At 45.0% G+C, this 18,420-nt stretch carries 17 protein-coding genes; 1 reads left to right on the top strand and 16 read right to left on the bottom strand.

Features of this window, described 5'->3' with window-relative positions:
* Positions 1 to 12 precede the first annotated feature (12 nt).
* From B7E06_RS05255 to B7E06_RS05215, 9 genes are all read right to left on the bottom strand, one after another.
* Positions 13 to 918: a fumarylacetoacetate hydrolase family protein gene (locus B7E06_RS05255; RefSeq protein ID WP_082232994.1), complete on the bottom strand. Its 906-nt coding sequence runs from the start codon at positions 916 to 918 to the stop codon at positions 13 to 15.
* 64 nt (positions 919 to 982) lie between these two features.
* The gene (locus B7E06_RS05250) at positions 983 to 1,756 is read right to left on the bottom strand and encodes an IclR family transcriptional regulator (protein WP_082232993.1); all 774 of its coding nucleotides are present in this window, start codon (positions 1,754 to 1,756) and stop codon (positions 983 to 985) included.
* Between the two features lie 102 nt (positions 1,757 to 1,858).
* Positions 1,859 to 3,019: a Gfo/Idh/MocA family protein gene (locus B7E06_RS05245; protein ID WP_082232992.1), complete on the bottom strand. Its 1,161-nt coding sequence runs from the start codon at positions 3,017 to 3,019 to the stop codon at positions 1,859 to 1,861.
* Positions 3,020 to 3,048: 29 nt separating this feature from the next.
* On the bottom strand, positions 3,049 to 4,164 hold the full coding sequence (locus B7E06_RS05240) for a Gfo/Idh/MocA family protein (RefSeq protein ID WP_082232991.1): 1,116 nt from the start codon (positions 4,162 to 4,164) through the stop codon (positions 3,049 to 3,051).
* A gap of 1 nt (position 4,165) precedes the next feature.
* Entirely contained in the window at positions 4,166 to 4,822 is a 657-nt protein-coding gene (locus B7E06_RS05235) for a ThuA domain-containing protein (protein WP_082232990.1), read from the bottom strand.
* Positions 4,779 to 6,401 (bottom strand): glycoside hydrolase family 43 protein, encoded by a 1,623-nt coding sequence (locus B7E06_RS05230; protein ID WP_082232989.1) that lies wholly within the window; start codon positions 6,399 to 6,401, stop codon positions 4,779 to 4,781. Before B7E06_RS05230 ends, B7E06_RS05235 begins: the two co-directional genes overlap by 44 nt.
* Before the next feature lie 26 nt (positions 6,402 to 6,427).
* Positions 6,428 to 7,249 carry a carbohydrate ABC transporter permease gene (locus tag B7E06_RS05225; protein ID WP_082232988.1) on the bottom strand — a complete coding sequence of 274 codons (822 nt, stop codon included), beginning with the start codon at positions 7,247 to 7,249 and terminating at the stop codon, positions 6,428 to 6,430.
* Positions 7,250 to 8,221 (bottom strand): carbohydrate ABC transporter permease, encoded by a 972-nt coding sequence (locus B7E06_RS05220; protein WP_245807679.1) that lies wholly within the window; start codon positions 8,219 to 8,221, stop codon positions 7,250 to 7,252.
* Positions 8,222 to 8,290: 69 nt separating this feature from the next.
* On the bottom strand, positions 8,291 to 9,568 hold the full coding sequence (locus tag B7E06_RS05215; RefSeq protein WP_245807678.1) for an extracellular solute-binding protein: 1,278 nt from the start codon (positions 9,566 to 9,568) through the stop codon (positions 8,291 to 8,293).
* A gap of 264 nt (positions 9,569 to 9,832) precedes the next feature.
* Between B7E06_RS05215 and B7E06_RS05210 the strand changes: the two genes are divergently transcribed.
* Positions 9,833 to 11,824 carry a YjhG/YagF family D-xylonate dehydratase gene (locus tag B7E06_RS05210; protein ID WP_425432188.1) on the top strand — a complete coding sequence of 664 codons (1,992 nt, stop codon included), beginning with the start codon at positions 9,833 to 9,835 and terminating at the stop codon, positions 11,822 to 11,824.
* Positions 11,825 to 11,893: 69 nt separating this feature from the next.
* On the opposite strand, the gene B7E06_RS05205 is transcribed toward B7E06_RS05210, so the two are convergent.
* The 7 genes from B7E06_RS05205 to B7E06_RS05175 form a co-directional block, all read right to left on the bottom strand.
* Positions 11,894 to 12,529, bottom strand: a complete 636-nt coding sequence (locus tag B7E06_RS05205) for a FusB/FusC family EF-G-binding protein (RefSeq protein ID WP_082232987.1) — start codon at positions 12,527 to 12,529, stop codon at positions 11,894 to 11,896.
* 129 nt (positions 12,530 to 12,658) lie between these two features.
* Positions 12,659 to 12,922 carry a CD3324 family protein gene (locus B7E06_RS05200; RefSeq protein ID WP_082232986.1) on the bottom strand — a complete coding sequence of 88 codons (264 nt, stop codon included), beginning with the start codon at positions 12,920 to 12,922 and terminating at the stop codon, positions 12,659 to 12,661.
* 263 nt (positions 12,923 to 13,185) lie between these two features.
* Entirely contained in the window at positions 13,186 to 13,488 is a 303-nt protein-coding gene (locus B7E06_RS05195) for a hypothetical protein (protein ID WP_082232985.1), read from the bottom strand.
* A 239-nt stretch (positions 13,489 to 13,727) separates the two neighbouring features.
* On the bottom strand, positions 13,728 to 14,192 hold the full coding sequence (locus B7E06_RS05190; protein WP_082232984.1) for a RidA family protein: 465 nt from the start codon (positions 14,190 to 14,192) through the stop codon (positions 13,728 to 13,730).
* The gene (locus B7E06_RS05185; RefSeq protein ID WP_082232983.1) at positions 14,189 to 15,811 is read right to left on the bottom strand and encodes an N-acyl-D-amino-acid deacylase family protein; all 1,623 of its coding nucleotides are present in this window, start codon (positions 15,809 to 15,811) and stop codon (positions 14,189 to 14,191) included. Before B7E06_RS05185 ends, B7E06_RS05190 begins: the two co-directional genes overlap by 4 nt.
* An 11-nt stretch (positions 15,812 to 15,822) precedes the next feature.
* On the bottom strand, positions 15,823 to 16,914 hold the full coding sequence (locus tag B7E06_RS05180; RefSeq protein ID WP_082232982.1) for an alanine racemase: 1,092 nt from the start codon (positions 16,912 to 16,914) through the stop codon (positions 15,823 to 15,825).
* 10 nt (positions 16,915 to 16,924) lie between these two features.
* A complete protein-coding gene (locus B7E06_RS05175; RefSeq protein ID WP_082232981.1) occupies positions 16,925 to 18,412 on the bottom strand; it encodes a sodium:solute symporter family protein in 1,488 nt (495 codons plus the stop codon).
* Positions 18,413 to 18,420: the final 8 nt, after the last annotated feature.

Here is an 18,420-nt window from a genome sequence, read left to right as displayed (position 1 = left end):
TCCTCGTAATTTTTAAGGTGTTGTTAATGTATCTTTTACCGGCTGTTTCTCCACCGTGTTACGGAGTGTGCCGATTTCAGGAATGGTGATTTCCACAACATCCCCTTCATTTAATGTAAAATCATTTCCAGGGATAATACAGGTGCCTGTAAAGAGCACAGTCCCTGAAAACACTTCATTATCACGTGTTAAGTATTCGATTAGTTCATTATATTTTCGTTTAAGCTGAGCAGTACTGGCACTTTCTTCAAAAACGACCTCCCCCTGTCTTGTGATCTTACAAGTAATCAGCAAATCATAAGGATTTTCGACCGTCTCTGCTAGTCTGATGGACGGACCGAAGGAGCAGGAATGCTTCCAAATTTTCGCCTGTGGCAGGTAAAGAGGGTTTTCTCCTTCAATATCACGGCTGCTCATATCATTGCCGACGGTATAGCCGACGATTTTTCCACTGCTGTTTAACACTAGTCCGAGTTCCGGCTCAGGAATCTGCCAGTTGGAATCGGAGCGGATATATACAGGCTGATTGGGTCCTACTGTTCTTCGCCCTGTGGATTTAAGGAAGATTTCCGGGCGGTCCGCTTCATACACCTTGTCATAATACGATATGACTTTTTCCTCCTCTCCGTAGGCTTCATAGTTACGGGCATGCTTGCTCTTTAAGTATGTCACGCCCGCGGCCCAGACTTCATAAGCATCAAGCGGCAGAGTCAGCTTCAGGCCTTCGTTGTCTTTTGCCAGCGGCTCTGTGAGCTGAACCGCTTCACTCACAAGCTCCAGGCAAGAAACCCCCTCGTCCTCTGATTTTTCAATAATCTCAAGAAAGTCTTCATAGGGCAGCGGATAGACAGTATTATCCTCCGTCACAGCGGCTAGCTGGAGCGAATCATCTTCCTGAACAAATTTAATAATATTCATTTAATCTCCCTTTCGTTTTATAATATAAAACTAAGTTTCGATATATTGTTAAAAAAAAGCGACTTTACACTTGAAATATAGGAGAGGAATAGCCCAGTTTGCGAGAAATAACGGCTCCTGTTTCCTTCAGCTGTGTGATAGCCGTATGGATATTACCTCCGGAAAATCTCGCTGTAGGCGCCGAGATGCTGATAGCCGCCATTACTCGTGCCTTATAGTCATAAATAGGAATCGCGAGACACGTAATACCTGGCTCATTCTCTTCATCATCGATACCATAGCCATTTTCGATCACTCGCTGCAGTTCCTCTATATAATCCTTTTTCGTGACAATCGTTCGATCGGTTTGTTTGACGTAACGGTAGTTTCTTAAAATGTCGTTTTGTACGTCTTGCGGCTGGTACGCCAGCAGCACCTTACCTACCGCACTGGAGTGAACGGGAACACGGCGGCCGACCCGGGAATAGCCGATAACGGCCGAGGGGGAGTCTACCTTATCTATGTATACTCCCGCCTGGCCGTCTAATACGACTAAATGGACCGAAAGATTCGCAGCTTTAGAGAGTTCGACTAACGGCTGTCTTGCGATCGAGCGGATATCAATACTGTTCATCAACAGGCTGGAACGCTCGACCAGCTTCATACCAAGACTGTATTTGCCTGTTTCTGTGTCCTGTTTAATGTATCCATATTCCTTTAATGTCTTAAGCAGGGAATGCACGGTGCTTTTATTTAAATTCATCTGTCGGCTGATTTCTGTAATTTTCAATGCAGGAGTGAATTCATTAAATAAATCTAGTATTTTAAAAGCTCTTTCTACGGATTGAATAATAGGCATTCTAGGAAGCTCCTTCTCTTTATGGTGTACCATCAATATATAAGCTACGAAAAATTCGGTCAAGTTTTGCTATTCTGAAAATAACAGAACCTTTCGCCTATCCTACCTGGAAATAGATACCCATTTCCGTTCACTAGCGGACGTCTCCACAGCGGCCAGCACCTTCTGATTCCTCACACCGTCTACAAAATTAGGGGAAGGACTTTCTTTTGCTTCAATGCCTTTCATGAATGCATGCATTAAATTAATAAACGTGTGTTCATAGCCGATAATATGGCCCGGCGGCCAGTAAGCCTCCGCATATGGATGCACTTCTTCTGTACAATTAATACTCCGAAAGCCCTGAAGTCCGGCAGGCGAATCTTCAAAGTAAACGTCCAGGTTGTTCATATTTTCCATATCCCAGCGTACCGAGCCCTTTGATCCGTTAATTTCAAATTTGTTCTTATTACGATTTCCGCCGGCAAAGCGGGTGGCTTCAAAGGTTCCCATGGCTCCGTTTTCGAAGCGGGCAAGAAAAGCAACGGCATCATCGACGGTCACTTTTCCATACTCGCTGTTTTCCGTTTTAGCGGTCAGTCCCTGCCCAGCACCGGGGAGCGGCCTTTCTTTAATAAAAGTTTCCATCATCCCGCTGACTTCAGAAATCTCTCCGACTAAAAATCTCGCTAAATCAATGCTGTGGGCACCGATATCACCTAATGCCCCAGAGCCCGAGACCTCTTTATTCAATCTCCAGATGAGAGGAAAGGATGGATCCATAATAAAATCCTGAAGGTAGTTCGCACGCATATGATAAATTTGACCGAGCTTGCCTTCCTCAATCAGCTTCCTCGCATATTGAACAGCCGGTGCAAACCGGTAGTTATGGCAGATCATATGAAGCACGCCATTTTTTTCGACGGCTTCCTTCATTCGTTCTGCATCTTCTACCGTCAGTGCCAGCGGTTTTTCAGAAAGAATATGCTTTCCGTGCTCAGCCGCCGCAATCGCGATTTCCGCATGTGTATGGTTCGGAGTGACAATGTCAATCACATCAATATCGTCGCGTTCCACGAGACGGCGCCAGTCCGTTTCATAGCTTTCCCAGCCCATTTGTTCAGCAGCCTGGATAACGGCGGTTTCATTTCTCCCGGCAATGGCTTTGAGGACGGGCTTTAATGTGTCCTCAAAATAGAAAGATAAATCACGGTAAGCATGACTGTGCATTTTCCCCATGAACTGATAGCCAATCATTCCAATATTAATTTCTTTACGGCTCATTCTTTCTCTCATCCTTTCCACCATTTCGTTTAATGATGAAGCATGCTCACAAAGTTTTCCATTTCCAGACCCTGCGGTAAAGCTTTCGGCTGCTCACAGGAGGATTGGATCCTATAATGCTTTTCCTGCTGGGAAGCGTCGTGTATGCCTTGCATAATATCAAGTACGTGCAGTGCTAATTCACCGCTGGCTCTCGGGGACTCTCCATTCATAATCGCCTGCGCGAATTCAGCGGCTCCAAGTCCGCGGCTGTTTTCGGTAAATCCATGGGTTAGTGGCTGGTCCCTCCACTCCTGTTCATCGAAGCGCCTGATCTGAACCTTGCCACCAAAATGATTCGGATCCGGTACAGACAGGCTGCCTTCTGTGCCGTAAATTTCAATAGGGGGAAGCTGGTGATGCCACGTATCAAAGCTCGTAATGATAGAAGCCACACCCCCATTTTTGAAATCAAGCACCCCGTTGATTTGAGTCGGGATTTCTACTTGAATTTTCTGGCCGGATTTTGGCTGGCTCGTAATCGTACGCTCAGAATAAGTCGTTTTTGCAGATCCCGTCACTCTTACGACCGGTCCCATTAAAAATACGAGCGCTGTTAAATAGTAAGGACCCATATCAAACATCGGCCCACCGCCTTTTTGATAGTAAAAGCCGGGGTTCGGATGCCAGCTTTCATGGCCAGGGATCATCATAAAAGCTGTTGCAGAAACAGGCCGGCCGATGAGTCCTTGATCAATGAGGTTCCGGCATGTCTGCAGGCCGCCGCCTAAAAAGGTGTCCGGTGCATTTCCTACATGCAGTCCTTTATCCTTCGCTGTCTGGAGCACCTGACTTGCATCCTCCCTTGAAATGGAGATCGGTTTTTCGCTGTACACATGCTTCCCGGCATGCAAGGCTTCCAGTGCGACCTCTGCATGAACAGCCGGCGGTGTTAAATTAATAATAAAATCGATATCACGATCATTCATCATCTCTTCCCGGCTGCAAACTTTGGCTATGTTATAGTCCACAGCTTTCTGCTGTGCCGCTTCTTCATTTAAATCCGTACACGCGACTATCTCAAACGACGGAAACTTTCTGGCATTTTGCAAATAAATATCGCTGATATGCCCGCAGCCTACAAGTCCTGCTTTTAATGATTTCATATTACTGTCCCCTTACGGCCCAGAGAAAGCCGTTTTTCATCAGTTTCATTACTTCCGGCATACGTACGATTTCTGCAACATGTCCTAACGAGCAGTAATACACTTTTCCTTTTCCCCATTTCTTACTCCATACAACCGGCATATCTACTTCTCCATTCGGCTCATGGGGACCTTCAGCCTCCGGAAACTTTGTGACAGCATGGACTTTCACAGCGGGATCGACATGCATGTAATACTGTTCAGAGACTACTTCGAAATCGTCCACTCCTTCTGTTAGTGGATGGTTTTCATCCGTAATCCGCACGGTATATGTAACGCCGTCATCGCCAGGATGGGCCACCCACTGCCCTCCTGTCATAAATTGATAGTCTGTTGCCATCCGAAAGGAATCGCCTAAGCCTCCGTGCAGTCCGGCTAAACCTGTCCCTTGACGGACCGCCTCCAACAATGGCTTAAGCTGCTCGTCGGTAATAGTGCCTTGTGTCCAGTTCGGTACGATTAAATCATAGGTGGTTAAGTCATCATTTTCTAACGTTTCCAGTGTATCTGTCACCTTTACCTGGAAATCCTCTTCTTTTAAAATTCCTGCTAAAATATCAGCAACCTCTGCCGGTTCATGACCGTCCCAGCCGCCCTGAAAGATGAGAGCTTGTTTCATATTCACTGCCTCCTTTTTTGAGTTCCTTATAGGAAAAATAATCAAAATCAGCGGTTTTAAGCTGGCCGCTTACATCCTGGACACACATCCCGACAAAGGTTCCTGTAAAACGAATATAATCTGCGTCCTCATCAGACAGGTGACTGTAGTCAATGTCACCGATTACACGCTCCCACGTTTCTCCATCGAGCGAGTAATAAAAGGTCAGCCATTCTTCTTCAAGGCGGGCCTTTAAATATACCTTCTGCACCGGCAGCTCGATTTCCTCCTCTAAGAGCTCATCATAAATGCCGTGCTTTGATTGAATCACCCCTAAGACGCTTCCTTTTGCTTCATCATGAGACATCCGTAAATAGACATAATCGTCTGTGTCATAATAAATGATCAAGCCCGCCATCTGCTGAAAGTTATCCGGCTGGAATTCCATACACGTTTCAATTTCTGCATGTAAGCTCTCCAGTCGTCTCGCTATAAGGCTCTGCTTATGAAGAGAACTCATGGATTCCTGTCCTCTTAAGCGAAGATAACCGGTCCGCTCCTCAAGCGACATCCACTCTTCTGTAAATGGCCGCCTCAGCGAGTTCCAGCAGTGATCGAGCTTTGAAGAGTTAAAGTCATCACGCTCGTTTATAGAAACGGCCCGCTTTGCCACAAGCCCAGGAACTTCAATCTCCGTTTGCGGCCCCGATCCGCCATCGACACGAATCCAGTCGTCACTCGTCCACATGCATTTCTGCAGGGCCGTTTCTCTGCCAAGGATACATTTCTTATCCTTGACCGGACGGCCGCACAAATGTGCCATATACCACTCTCCCTCAGGTGTTTCCACTAAGCTGCCATGACCTGCTTTTTGCAGTTCATCGTCTGGATGAGAGGTAAGAATCGGGTTCGTGGGGTCAACTTCATATGGTCCAAACAGACTCGTCGAACGGGCAGACGTTACGGCGTGCTGATAGCCGGTTCCTCCTTCAGCCGTAATTAAGTAATAATAGCCGTTTCGTTTATAAATGTGCGGAGCTTCTGTTAAGCCGAGTGGTGTACCTTTAAAAATATTTCGGATCGGGCCGACCAGTTTTTTCTCTGCTTCAGAATATTCCTGGAGCACAATTCCCCCAAAGGAATTGCGCCCTTTTCGGTGGTCCCAAATCATATTGACGAGCCATTTCGTGCCGTCCTCTTCATGATAAAGAGAAGGATCAAATCCGCTGCTGTTTAAGTAGATCGGCTCTGACCACGGCCCTTCGATCTTATCGGCAGTGACGAGATAATTATGTGTATCTTTAAAAGCTCCCTGCCGGCTTTTCACATCTGTATAAATTAAATAAAACTTTCCATTAGAGTAGCTTAAGCACGGAGCCCAGACTCCGCCGGAATTAATGTTACCGATCATATCGAGCTGAGAGGAGCGGGTCAGCGGATAACCGATCAGCTCCCAGTTTGCGAGATCGCGCGAATGATAGATTTGCACACCGGGAAACCACTCGAATGTCGATACGGCAATATAATAATCTTCCCCCGCCCTGACGATCGATGGGTCAGGGTGATAGCCCGGCAGTATCGGATTAACAATCGTACTCATAGGGAAATCCTCTCCTTTTTAGTAGATTAACCTTTAACAGATCCTGCGGCGATTCCTTTAACGATTTTCTCCTGTGCGACAAAGTAGATTAACAGCAGCGGCAGACTTGCCAGCGTTAACGCAGCCATAATCCCTGGAATGTTTACAGAGAATTGACCGTAAAACTCTCTTAATCCTAAAGGCAAAGTCGCATTACTCTGCGAGTTCGTAAGTACGAGCGCGAAAATAAACTCGTTCCAAATATTGATGAAATTATAGATCGCCACTGTAGCAACAGCTGGAGTTAGCAGTGGGAATAAAATCTTCCAAAACAAACGGAACTGCCCGCAGCCGTCGATCTTAGCCGATTCTTCTAATTCCTTAGGCAGATCTTTTAGAAACTGGGTGAAAATAATGATCGAAACCGGCAGGGCGAAAGCGATATAAGGTCCTGGAAGCGCCCAGATCGTATCATAAAGTCCCATATTTCTTGTTAAAATAAAGATCGGAATTAAGGTTGTATGGATAGGAATCATCATCCCGACGAGAAACAATATAAACAGCGGGCGATTTAGCTTAAAGCGCATCCTGGCCAGCGGATAGCTTGCCATTGCTGACAGGACAATAACCGCCACAACCGAAATGACTGATACAATCATACTGTTTAAGAAAAACCGGAAAAATTCGGATTCAACTAACAGCTGGTAATTTTCCAAGGAAAAACTTTCTGGCAGTGACCAGGGTGAGCTCATAAACTCAATTTGGGTCTTAAACGAGGTATTGACCATGATGAAAAAGGGAACCCCCGTAAATAAAAACAAAGCAATCGCTAACACATACAGTGGAATCTGTCTCAGCTTCTCAAGCATTTAATTCGCCCCCTTTCTTCTCTGGTCCAGGCTAATAATGACAATGGTTACGAGCAGTGCAATGATAAACATCATAAAGGAAATACTGCTGCCGTATCCCATATTGAAATTCGTAAACGTCTGTTCATACATATATGTGGCCATTAGCTCTGTCGAATTATTAGGTCCGCCATCTGTCATGACATAAATCAAATCAAAATACTTCAGAGCACCGATAATGGAAAGAATCGATGAAGTCACAATCGTTGGAATGAGCAAAGGCAATGTGATACTTACGAATTTTTTCCACTTATTCGCCCCATCAATGTCAGCTGCTTCATACAGTTCCTCCGGGATACCGACAATAGCCGCTCGAAACAGAATCATATAAAACGGAGCAAACTGCCAGCACACCGTAGCAATCACGGCCCAGATCGCCGTCTCTTCGTTTCCGAGCCAGCCGCGCTGCCATGAGTCCAGTCCAATGGCCCCTAAAAACTGGTTAACGATGCCGAAATTCCCGTCATAGATATAGATAAATAGAATACCAATAGCCACCGTGGACATTAAAAACGGCATAAAGTAAACCGAACGGAAAAACCTCATGCCAATGACCGGGCTGAACAAAAGCAGTGCCATAATCAGGCCTAAAGGCAATTGTGTTAAAAGAGAGGCTGCCACAAGCAGGGAGTTATTTTGCAGCGATGTCCAAAACACACTGTCACTCATTAATGTTACATAGTTCTGCAGCCCTAGAAAGACCATGTTGCTGTCAATCCCCGACCATTCAAACAAGCTGTAATAAAATGTCATGGCAATGGAATAAACGACGTACACCCCATAAATTAACAGGGCCGGTCCCATGAACCCAACGATGACCCAAAAATCTTCTTTTTTCTTTGGACGTTTCGGTTTCTGTGAAACGATCGGCTTACGCTGAACGCCCGAATACGATTCGTCATACTCATTAAATGCTTTCGCTTCGTTCCTCAACTAAGTCACCTCACTTAGATTAGAAAAACTGCACCAAGCTTTGCTAAAAACTTGATGCAGTTTTAACAATTATTCTTCCAATACTTCCTTCGCTTTTTCTTCTACCTGCTGTGCCGCTTCCTCTGGTGTCATAGACTGACCAAAGAGAGCCTGTGTTGTATTTAAGTGAACGTCCGCTAATTCCGGCGGCAGTGTCTGATCATAGAATGTCTGCATATACTCTGCTTCTTCAAGGACCTCGCTGATCTGCTGGACGTATTTATCTTCATATTCAACGTCCTTGACCGCAGAAATGGCTCCATCCTCATTGGCCAGCTGCTGTGCTGTTTCCGCGCTTGTCAGCTCTTTTACCAGCTCTGTGGCCATTTCTTGATTGTCACTTTTCTCAGCGACAGAAAAGACCGGACTCACACCGCCTACAATATCTTTGTTAGAGCCTTCGCCGCCTTCAATCGTCGGGAATAAGAAGAAGCCAAGCTTTTCTTCGAATTCAGGCATATCATCTCTTGTCGTTCCAAGCATCCAGTTTCCCTGGATAATCATGCCAGCCTGCTCGGCGTAGAGCAGCTGTCTTGACTGCCCTGTATCAAAATTCATACCGTTAAAGCCATCTGGGAATGCACCCATTTTCTCTAATTCCTGAATCTTCTCTCCTGCTTCAACATAGGCTGGATCATCAAATCCTCTGCCTTCACGGTTGTATGCTTCGTTAAATAGCTCAGGTCCGCCGATACGTTCAGCTAAGTACATGTAATAAAAAGAGCCCGGCCATTTCGACTGGTTGGCGATAGAAAAAGGAATCACATCGTTATCCTTTAACGTTTTTACGATTTCAAGCAATTCATCATACGTTTCCGGCTCTTCCAGTCCGAACTTCTCGAACATTTCCTTGTTGTACCAGACAGGCACAATATCCATCGCTAAAGGAACCCCATATGTTTTGTCATCAAAAGTGGCCGGAGTCAGTGCTGCTGGCAAGTATTGAGAGGTATCGACATCTTCGGAAATGTCCTTCACTTGCCCAGCATCTACGAATTCCTCAAGCCAGCCGCCGCCCCAGGAGTGGAAAACATCTGGCGGTGTACCTCCCCCCATAGCCACGGACAGCTTCGTTTTATACGGGTCGTTTTCCTGTCTCACAATATCTACCGTCACGTCATGGTCCTCTTCAAACCTTGCGACTGCATCCTCCAGGGCTTTTTCAGAAGCCCCTGTTTCAATATGCCAAAGCGTAATCGTATCAGAACCGCCTGAACCTCCTGACTCGCCACCTGTTGAGTTATTTCCACAGCCTGCCGCAAAAACTAATAAAGCCACCATCATCAGCCATGTATACTTTTTAATCAAAAAAATCCCTCCCCTTTCAATTTTGTTTGCGCTTTCATAAAATAGAATTAAAAAAAGCTCTGCAGAACTTTTCACTCCCCTCCTTCACGACTAAACTTAGTTCGTCCAATAAACAAACTAACATTTAACGTCATAGTACACGATAAAATTCAGAAAAGCAATACTATTAATAAATAAAAATGTTCTATAATATAAAACTTAATTCTACTATGTTGACAATACTATTCTTAAAATTCATAATACTTGGAAAAGGAGTGATTATTTTTGAGCTATACACTTGAAGATTTAATGGGAGATTTGGAAACAGATATAGGTTCCATAAAGACGAAAGCCCCGGGTCCTTCTGGTGCTCTTCCACTCACTGACCATATGCTTCGCCACTCCCCGAGCGGTGATTTATTTGGACTTTCTCAGAATGTAGGAATGGGCTGGAGGCCGGATCAGCTGAACGGAAAACAAGTATTACTGTTAAGTACACACGGAGGAATAAAGGATCATAACGGAGAACCCGTGGCTCTTGGCTATCATACCGGCCACTGGGAAGTCGATCTATTGATGAAAGAAGCAGCAAAAGAAGTGACGAAGACGCAAGGTGTTCCATTTGCCGCGTACGTAAGCGATCCGTGTGACGGAAGATCACAGGGAACGACCGGCATGTTTGACTCTTTTCCTTACCGAAACGATGCCGCACAAGTGTATCGAAGACTGATTCGATCCTTGCCGACACGTCATGCGGTTATTGGTGTGGCCACATGTGATAAAGGCCTTCCTGCCATGCAGATGGCGTTAGCTTCAATGCATGACTTGCCAACTGTCATTATCCCGGGCGGTGTTACGCTGCCTCCGGCGATTGGAGAAGATGCCGGCAAAGTGCAGACGATCGGTGCCCGCTACTCTAATGATGAGCTCTCTCTTAAAGAAGCGGCCGAGCTCGGCTGCCGGGCTTGTGCCACACCAGGCGGAGGCTGTCAGTTCCTCGGAACCGCCGCTTCAGCACAAGTCGTCGGAGAAGCCCTCGGAATGTCCATTCCACATGCGGCGCTGGCACCATCAGGACAGGATATTTGGAAGGAAATGGCCCGCCAGTCATCAAAAGCCGTCATGGAACTGATTCATCAAAAAATCACGACAAAAGATATTATCACGGACAAATCGATTCATAACGCCATGGTCGTTCACGCAGCATTTGGAGGTTCGACCAACCTGCTGCTGCACATCCCGGCGATCGCCTATTCTGCCGGCTGTTCTATCCCTACAGTGGAGCAATGGAGTGAGGTCAACCGAAGCACACCTAGAATTGTAAGCGTTTTACCGAATGGTCCGGATTATCACCCAACCGTCCGTGCCTACCTGGCCGGAGGTGTGCCGGAAGTTATGCTGCACTTACGCGAGCTCGGCCTGCTTCATTTAGACGCACTGACCGTCACTGGAAAAACACTAGGGGAAAACCTGGAATGGTGGGAGCATTCACAGCGCCGCCAGGCTATGAAAGAACGATTAAAAGAAGCAGATGGTCTTGAAGCTGATGACGTGATTATGTCGCCGGAACAAGCAAAAGCCAAGGGGATGACCTCAACCATCACCTTCCCTGTCGGCAATGTCGCTCCAGAAGGGGCTGTAATGAAATCCACATCCATCGATCCTGAGATGCTGGACGAGGAAGGTATTTATTATCATAAAAATAAAATTAAAGTATTTACGAGTGAAAGAAGCGCCATTGAGGCGATTCGCGAAGGAAGTATTGAAAAAGGAGACATTATGGCCGTCACCGGCTGCGGTCCTTTAGGGACAGGAATGGAGGAAACCTATCAATTAACCTCCGCCTTGAAGCATTTATCGTATGGAAAATACGTCTCGCTCATTACGGATGCCCGTTTTTCCGGTGTATCTACAGGTGCGTGCATCGGTCATATTGGTCCCGAAGGCTTAGCTGACGGACCGATTGGAAAATTAAAAGACGGAGACGTTGTAGAAATATATATTGATACAGTAAACCTGGAAGGACATCTTCACTTTTTAGGCACAGAAGAACAGCCCGTCTCCCCTGAAGAAGGAAGCCGGATTCTCGCGGCCCGCACACAAAACAAGGACATCCGTCCGTCTGAAAACCTGCCGGATGATACCCGCTTATGGGCACAGCTGCAAAAGGTCAGCGGCGGTACATGGAAAGGCAGTGTGTATGATGTGGACAGGATTATTGAAGTGTTAAAAGCAGGAGAAAAAGCTCTTAAGGAAAAAAGCTATTCAACAACATAAAAACAACAGAAGCCCTTTACAGAGTCGAAGGGCTTCTGTTTCTTTCTATTGTAGATGAGAGTTTCTTCCTTAACGGCTTAAATGATCTAGGAAATCTTCCAGCTTTGTAAGATCTGTCAGATTTTCATTACAAGCTTCACCGTCACTGCAAATATAATTTCCTTTTTTCTTGTAGGTGCCTACTTCTTTTCCCTTTTTTTCCACTAAGAAAAGCCCTGTCGGTTCATGACGTCCGCAAATTGAACAGATACCTTCCTGAGGAGATTTCTGAAACGTCCCGTTGATGCCCCATAGCTTTCCTTCTCTGACTGTGACGATAAACTTTTTGTGAGAGCCCGGGTCCCACCACGTAAGATATGTGATTTTCTTTGTATCGATACGGTCTAGATCAGGAATCTTAAGCTTTTTCACTTTAGGAAAAAGCTTTTTAATCTGCTTTTCTGAGGCTTGAAACGGAATAATGAAAGAATGCAGATCACCTAATACCTGCTCCACCTCTGTCTCATCTTTAACTGCAATCATACGTTCCACCAGCTGTCTTTCTTCCTCCGAACAGTGTTTGAATTGATGAAAAACGCTGTCCTCCACAATTCCCCGGACGGCTTTAATGACATGAGAATCAGTTGAGCTGATTCGGGCATTCACTATTTTAAGACCTTGCCTCTTTAAAAAATGATACTGATAAGGCTCCAAAAACGGTTCCATATATACTCCACCTTTACGTTTGTTACACCTTTCATGTTACGAAAAACGTCCGGCGGATCCTATGCATACTTTCATTTAGAATTAAAAATGACATAAAAAAAAGAAGACCCTATGATCAGGCCTTCCGCTTTACTTTGTATAAACGATCTTCTTGATACTTTCTTCTGAAAGATAGTACATCTCCATAAGCTCCCCGATAGAGATCCCTGCTTTAAAATCCGATTTTATCGAATGATTGCGCTCGTTTATATAAGCTTTCGTCCCGGTACGAGCTCCCCATTTTTCATAAGCTTCCTTCGTCTTTGGAATATAGAGAGTCTTTCCCTGAACATATTTCTGGATTTCTTCAATGAGCTCCTGCGGCAGGACCTCGTTAGCTTTTACATAATTCATGCAGACAGCCCCTTCTCATTAGTTATATACATAAATGGAAGGTGCAAAGTCTGTGGTTATCTTTTGTAAAAGCGATCCTAAGCGACTGATCCTCTCATGCAAAGCATCGCCCGTCTAACCAATAGACTTTGCATGAGCTGCTGCAATATAAGGCATCATAGCCATCATCACCCTTTGCGTTTATTCTACAACTATTATATCTACTTGCAGGCCTGCCTGCCAGTTATGTTTTACTAAAAAAAGAGGCTATTGCTTAAGCTGAATTAAACGGTATACTTCTCAATAATATATTCTTTAATAAGTAAATCATCGAACACTCGAATACCTGTCCGGTACCCTTGTCTCACATGATCACCTATCGCAGAATGAATAACTTTTCGCGCCTCCTCTTCATCTTCTTCCCATAGTCGAAGATTATTTATTACCTTAAAATACATTTGAGCATAAGCTTGTTCAAATCCATTAAGCCGATAGCGCGTGTAAATAGAACTAGGCGTTTCATGGCTAACATTAAATAACTCTTCCGCAGTGGTAAGCGCTAAATTATCCAAAATAAAATTTTGCAATGCACAGCCTCCTTTAGTCCTTTTGTTATATAAATTCGGTGAATTCCCTTTTAATTCCTTCTACGATTATTGTCATAATGGAGGTATTTTGCTCTAGTTTTGGCTGTCATCCCTCTATATCCGCTGAATAAAAAAAGAACTTCCTCATAGGGAAGTTCTGATGATTATTTAACCATTTACTAATCTACTTTTCCTATTCTTCCATACCTCTTGTAAAAGGACCCTTACTCAATTTTTCCCTACGATTCAACCTCAACAATCATCTCTATTTCCACCGGAGTATTAAACGGCAGTTCATTCGAGGCAATCGCTGACCGTGCATGCTGTCCTTTTTCTCCGAATATCTCTTCCAGTAACTCTGATGCCCCATTGATTACATAGGGCTGTTGGACAAATCCAGGGGCAGAGTTTACAAAGGCTAACAACTTTACAACCTGTTTGACTTTTGATAAATCTCCGATCTCTGCCTGGATAACAGCAAGGCAGTTAATCATGGTCTGCCGGGCCGCTTCATAGCCCTGTGCTACCGTCAAATCACTGCCTAGTTTACCTTCATAGAGCAGTTTTCCATCGATGCGGCAGTCCTGTCCTGACGTATAAATAAGATTGCCTACTCTCTTAGCTGGGACATAGACGGCCCCCGGCTTTGGTGCCTCCGGTATTTCGATACCTAGTTCATTAATTTTTTCTTTAACTGTTATCATTTCATCACCTCAATGGGATTTTTAGAAGGAGCGTTTTTGATTAAACAGCCGCACTTCTCGGCCGTATGCTTTTTCTCCTTCGTCGTCAATCGTCCATTTACAAATACGTATTCAATGCCTTGCGGATAGTTTTTTGGGGATTCATAAGTTGCTGTATCCTCTATTTCATTAAAATTAAAGATGACAACATCCGCAGCATATCCCACTGTCAGGAGACCACGCTTCCCCAGTCCAAACCTCCTTGCTGGAAAGGAAGTCATTTTCCTGACGGCGTCCTCCAGTGATAAGATGTTTTCTTCCTTTACATACTTGGAGAAGACGCGAGGAAATGTCCCATAAAGCCGCGGGTGCGGTTTTCCTGTATAGCACGTCAAACTGTCTGAAGCAATTAAGGAATTTTGATATTGCATCACATGCTTGACGTCCTGCTCATCCATATGAAAAAAAACAATGCCAATGTTCCCGTTCTCTTCAAGCAGCAAATCAATTGCCTGATCAACCGGATCCTTGCCTGTTTCCCTACTGATTTCTTCCACCGTTTTTCCTTCCACCTGCTTTAAAGCAGGTGAATTTACCGAAGAGATAATAACACTATCCCAGCCAGTGGAGACTACTAAGTTATCCCAGGCCTCCTGCTCTTGCTTTAATTCCTGTTTTATTTTCTCTCTCGTTTGAGGATTTTTCAGCCTTTTAAGTACAGCGCCCAGCCCGCCTTCTAACGACCATGGAGGGAGCAGTGTGGTCAGCATTGTTGAGCCGGCAGAGTAAGGATAGACATCACACGTAACATCCATGCCCTTGCTTCTCGCCTGATCGATCAAATCCATAGCTTCAAGAACTTTTCCCCAGTTCCTCCTGCCTGCTGCTTTTAGATGACTGATATGTAAAGGAACATTTGCTTTCTGTGCAATCCAAAGGACTTCTTTAACTGATGGGATTAAATTATTGCCTTCCCCCCTGATATGTGTGGAAAAGAGCCCGTTATATTTAGCGACAATTTCACAGAGTTCGGATAATTCTTCTTTCGTCGAGTAGCTGCCTGGCGAATAAAGCAGACCGATCGATAAACCAATGGCTCCTGCCCTCATTCCCTGCTCCAAAATAAATTTCATTTCCTCCATTTCTTCTCGCGAAGGTGGTCTGTTATCGAACCCCATAACGGCAATCCGTAATGAACCGTGAGCCACATAGGAAGCGACATTTTCTGAAATCAGGCTTTGATCGAGCTCATTGAAATAGTCACTGATTGTCTGCCACTGCCAGTCCTTATTGGCTTTTCCTAACACAGGCTCTACATAATTCTGAAGAGCATCTTTGTATAAAGGGTTAACGGGGACAGGAGCAAGTCCGCAGTTCCCCACCACCTCTGTCGTGACCCCTTGCTGGAGCTTGATTTCACTTTCCGGGAAGTCCAGGATCATTAAATCGGAATGACAGTGACCGTCTATAAATCCCGGAGAGACGATACTCCCTTTCGCATCGACAACCTGTTTAGACTGCAGATCAGAGCGTGGGCCAACATAGGCTACTTTTCCCTCTTTAATACCTACATTGCCGTAAAACCAGGGATTCCCTGTTCCGTCTACAATTTTGCCGTCTTTAATAAAAGTATCAAACATACAATGCCTCCTTATTGGATCATGCCTCGTGCTTCAACTTTTATCTTTTCATATTCATTGTTCTCTTTTTTCAAATAGACATAGTTATGAAGGTTCACTGTACTACAGATGTGATTAGGGATGATCTCTACCTGGCCGCCAATTTTTAAATCAGAGGCGTCTGTTAAAATCACCCCATGCTCCTCATTCATCCGGGCAAATTCTGCCTCGGGATACTCAGGGAGAACACCAAAACCTTTTAAATGCAAAGGCGCATGATTGGGCTGGACATCTGTAGCAAAGGTTTTACTTCCTCCATCAATGACCGCTCGTTTTTCAGAAGGACGACTTACAACGGTAGCAACGACTTTTGCTGCACAATCCTTCCACTTACTGACTCCAAGCTTCACCTGCATAGAATCATTGAATACATAAGTACCCGGTCGAATTTCTGTAATGCCGTCTACCTTAGCTGCCGAAGCAGCTGTCGGTGTAGAACCTACACTGATGTCTTCTATTGTTATCCCGTTTCTCTCCAGCTGATCCTTAAGCTCAACCATTATTTCCCCTTCTTCAATACCCGCTTTATGCGTATCCATGGTGGCTTCTCCTTCAAAAACAGCTCCTTTAAAGGTGAAAATCCCCTGTAATTCCAAGGACTCAAGACGGAAGATTTCCTGTGCCAAATCAACGGCTTTCTCAGTATCTACTCCTGTCCTTGACAAGCCCGTATCAACTTCTAAACGCACTTTTAAAATCTCGTTGTGGTCTTTTGCCGCCTGATCTAGCACGGCAGCACCCTCAAGGCTGTCGACTCCGACAATTAATCGAGACAGTTTTTTATTCAGAGAGCAGAGCTCCTCTGCTTTGCTTTTAGTGACTACTGGATAAGCAATGAAAATATCGTCAATTCCATGATTCGCCATCACTTGGGCTTCCGTAATTTTGGCGACCGTAATTCCAACGGCTCCTTCGGCCAGCTGTAATTTTGCGATGTATGGGATTTTATGTGTTTTAATATGCGGACGCAGCTGAACCCCCTGCTCGTTCGCCAATAGACTCATTCTTCTAATATTGTTAAGTAAAATTTGTTCATCAATTTCAATGTACGGTGTGTCCTTCATTGGAATCCTCCTATTGAACCTGTTTGTGATCAGGTTTTATGATCGTGCCTTCATCCAGTCTTGTCCGCTCTTCTTCCAAAATCCGCAGGGCTTCTTCTTTAGAAATTGGTTGAGCCGGGGTGAGCAGGCTGACGATAAGATTGGCAGCAAGAGCTACACCGATTGATGGGATAATGGGGTTTCCCCAGAAAGCCGTCATGCTCTCACTGCTTAAAATAATAAAAGACGTGGCCGATCCGCCGATTAAGCTGGCCATTCCGCCCTGCCAATTCGCACGCGGCCAGAACTTGCCGAGCAGTGCCGCTACGAACAAACCTGACATAACGGTAGAGATAAAGTTTGAAATGTACGTAATGATGTTGTTTGTAAACAGTGTGAAGAATAAGGCAATCACCAGTGTGAAAACTAGAGAAATTCTTGAGTAGAGCACCATTTTTTCCTTCTCAGGGAGCCGGCCTGTCACCACTTCAAATACATCCCGCAGTAAAATGGCAACGGCAGCGATAAAATCTGAGCTTCCCGATGACATCGTAGCACTCAGTCCGGCAATTAGCACAATTGCGCCTATCCATAATGGAAACACTTCTGTAGCTAAATATGGAAAAGCAAACCCTGATTCAATTTCAGGATTTAGAATGCTCGCAGACATACCGACGATCGCTGGGAATAATGAAAACAGAGCAAAAAGAATACCTGTTATGATAAAACCTTTCTTAATGGTTTCGTGATTTTTACTAGAGTAAATCCGGTGGCGGTAAGACGGTGTGGCAAGAACCCCTACAGCAATTACAACAGCCAGGGAGAGCGCCGGAATAATGCCGACCTGCTGAAGTCCTAAAAATGAGCTCATTTCCGGTGACACACTGGAGTTAAGCTCGCCAAATCCGCCAATAGCCACAACCGAAAGCACGGTCAGCAGAATGAACCCAAGAAATAAGATCATCCCTTGAATGACATCTGTATAAACAACAGCTAAGTAACCTCCGATCAGTGTGTATAAACCAAACCCTAAAGCTACAATTACCTTGGCAAGTGTAGGATCAATTCCAGTGATCCAGCTTAAGTACAAACTGCCACCAATGATATGAGCTCCCAGCCAGCCTATACAAGCAACGTAAAGAATGATCGATGTGACGCCTTTGATTAATTTGTTCGCTCCGTAATAGAAGCTCAGCTCCTCAGAGAATGTCATAAAATTATGTCTTCTCACATCAGCAAATAAGAACAGAAGCAGAAACATTCCGACTGAGCCTCCAATGCCGTATAGAGCCCCTGCCCATCCATTGGCAAATCCATAACCGACCGCTCCCATACTGGAACCTGTACCTACAAGTGTTGCGAGTGTTGTACCAATAAGCAAAGGAGTCGTTAACCCCCGCCCTCCCATAAGGAAGTCCTCCCCGCTCTTCACCTTGCGGCTGACCAGCACACCAACTGCAATCATAGCTAAAAGAAATCCAAGAAACACAAAAAGATAAACGAATTGTTCTCCTCCCATTTGTACAT

Origin of the sequence: Halobacillus massiliensis (assembly GCF_900166625.1) — a bacterium.
In the GTDB taxonomy this organism is placed as follows: Bacteria; Bacillota; Bacilli; order Bacillales; family Halobacillaceae; genus Halobacillus_A; species Halobacillus_A massiliensis.
This window is presented reverse-complemented; position numbering and strand designations above follow the sequence as displayed.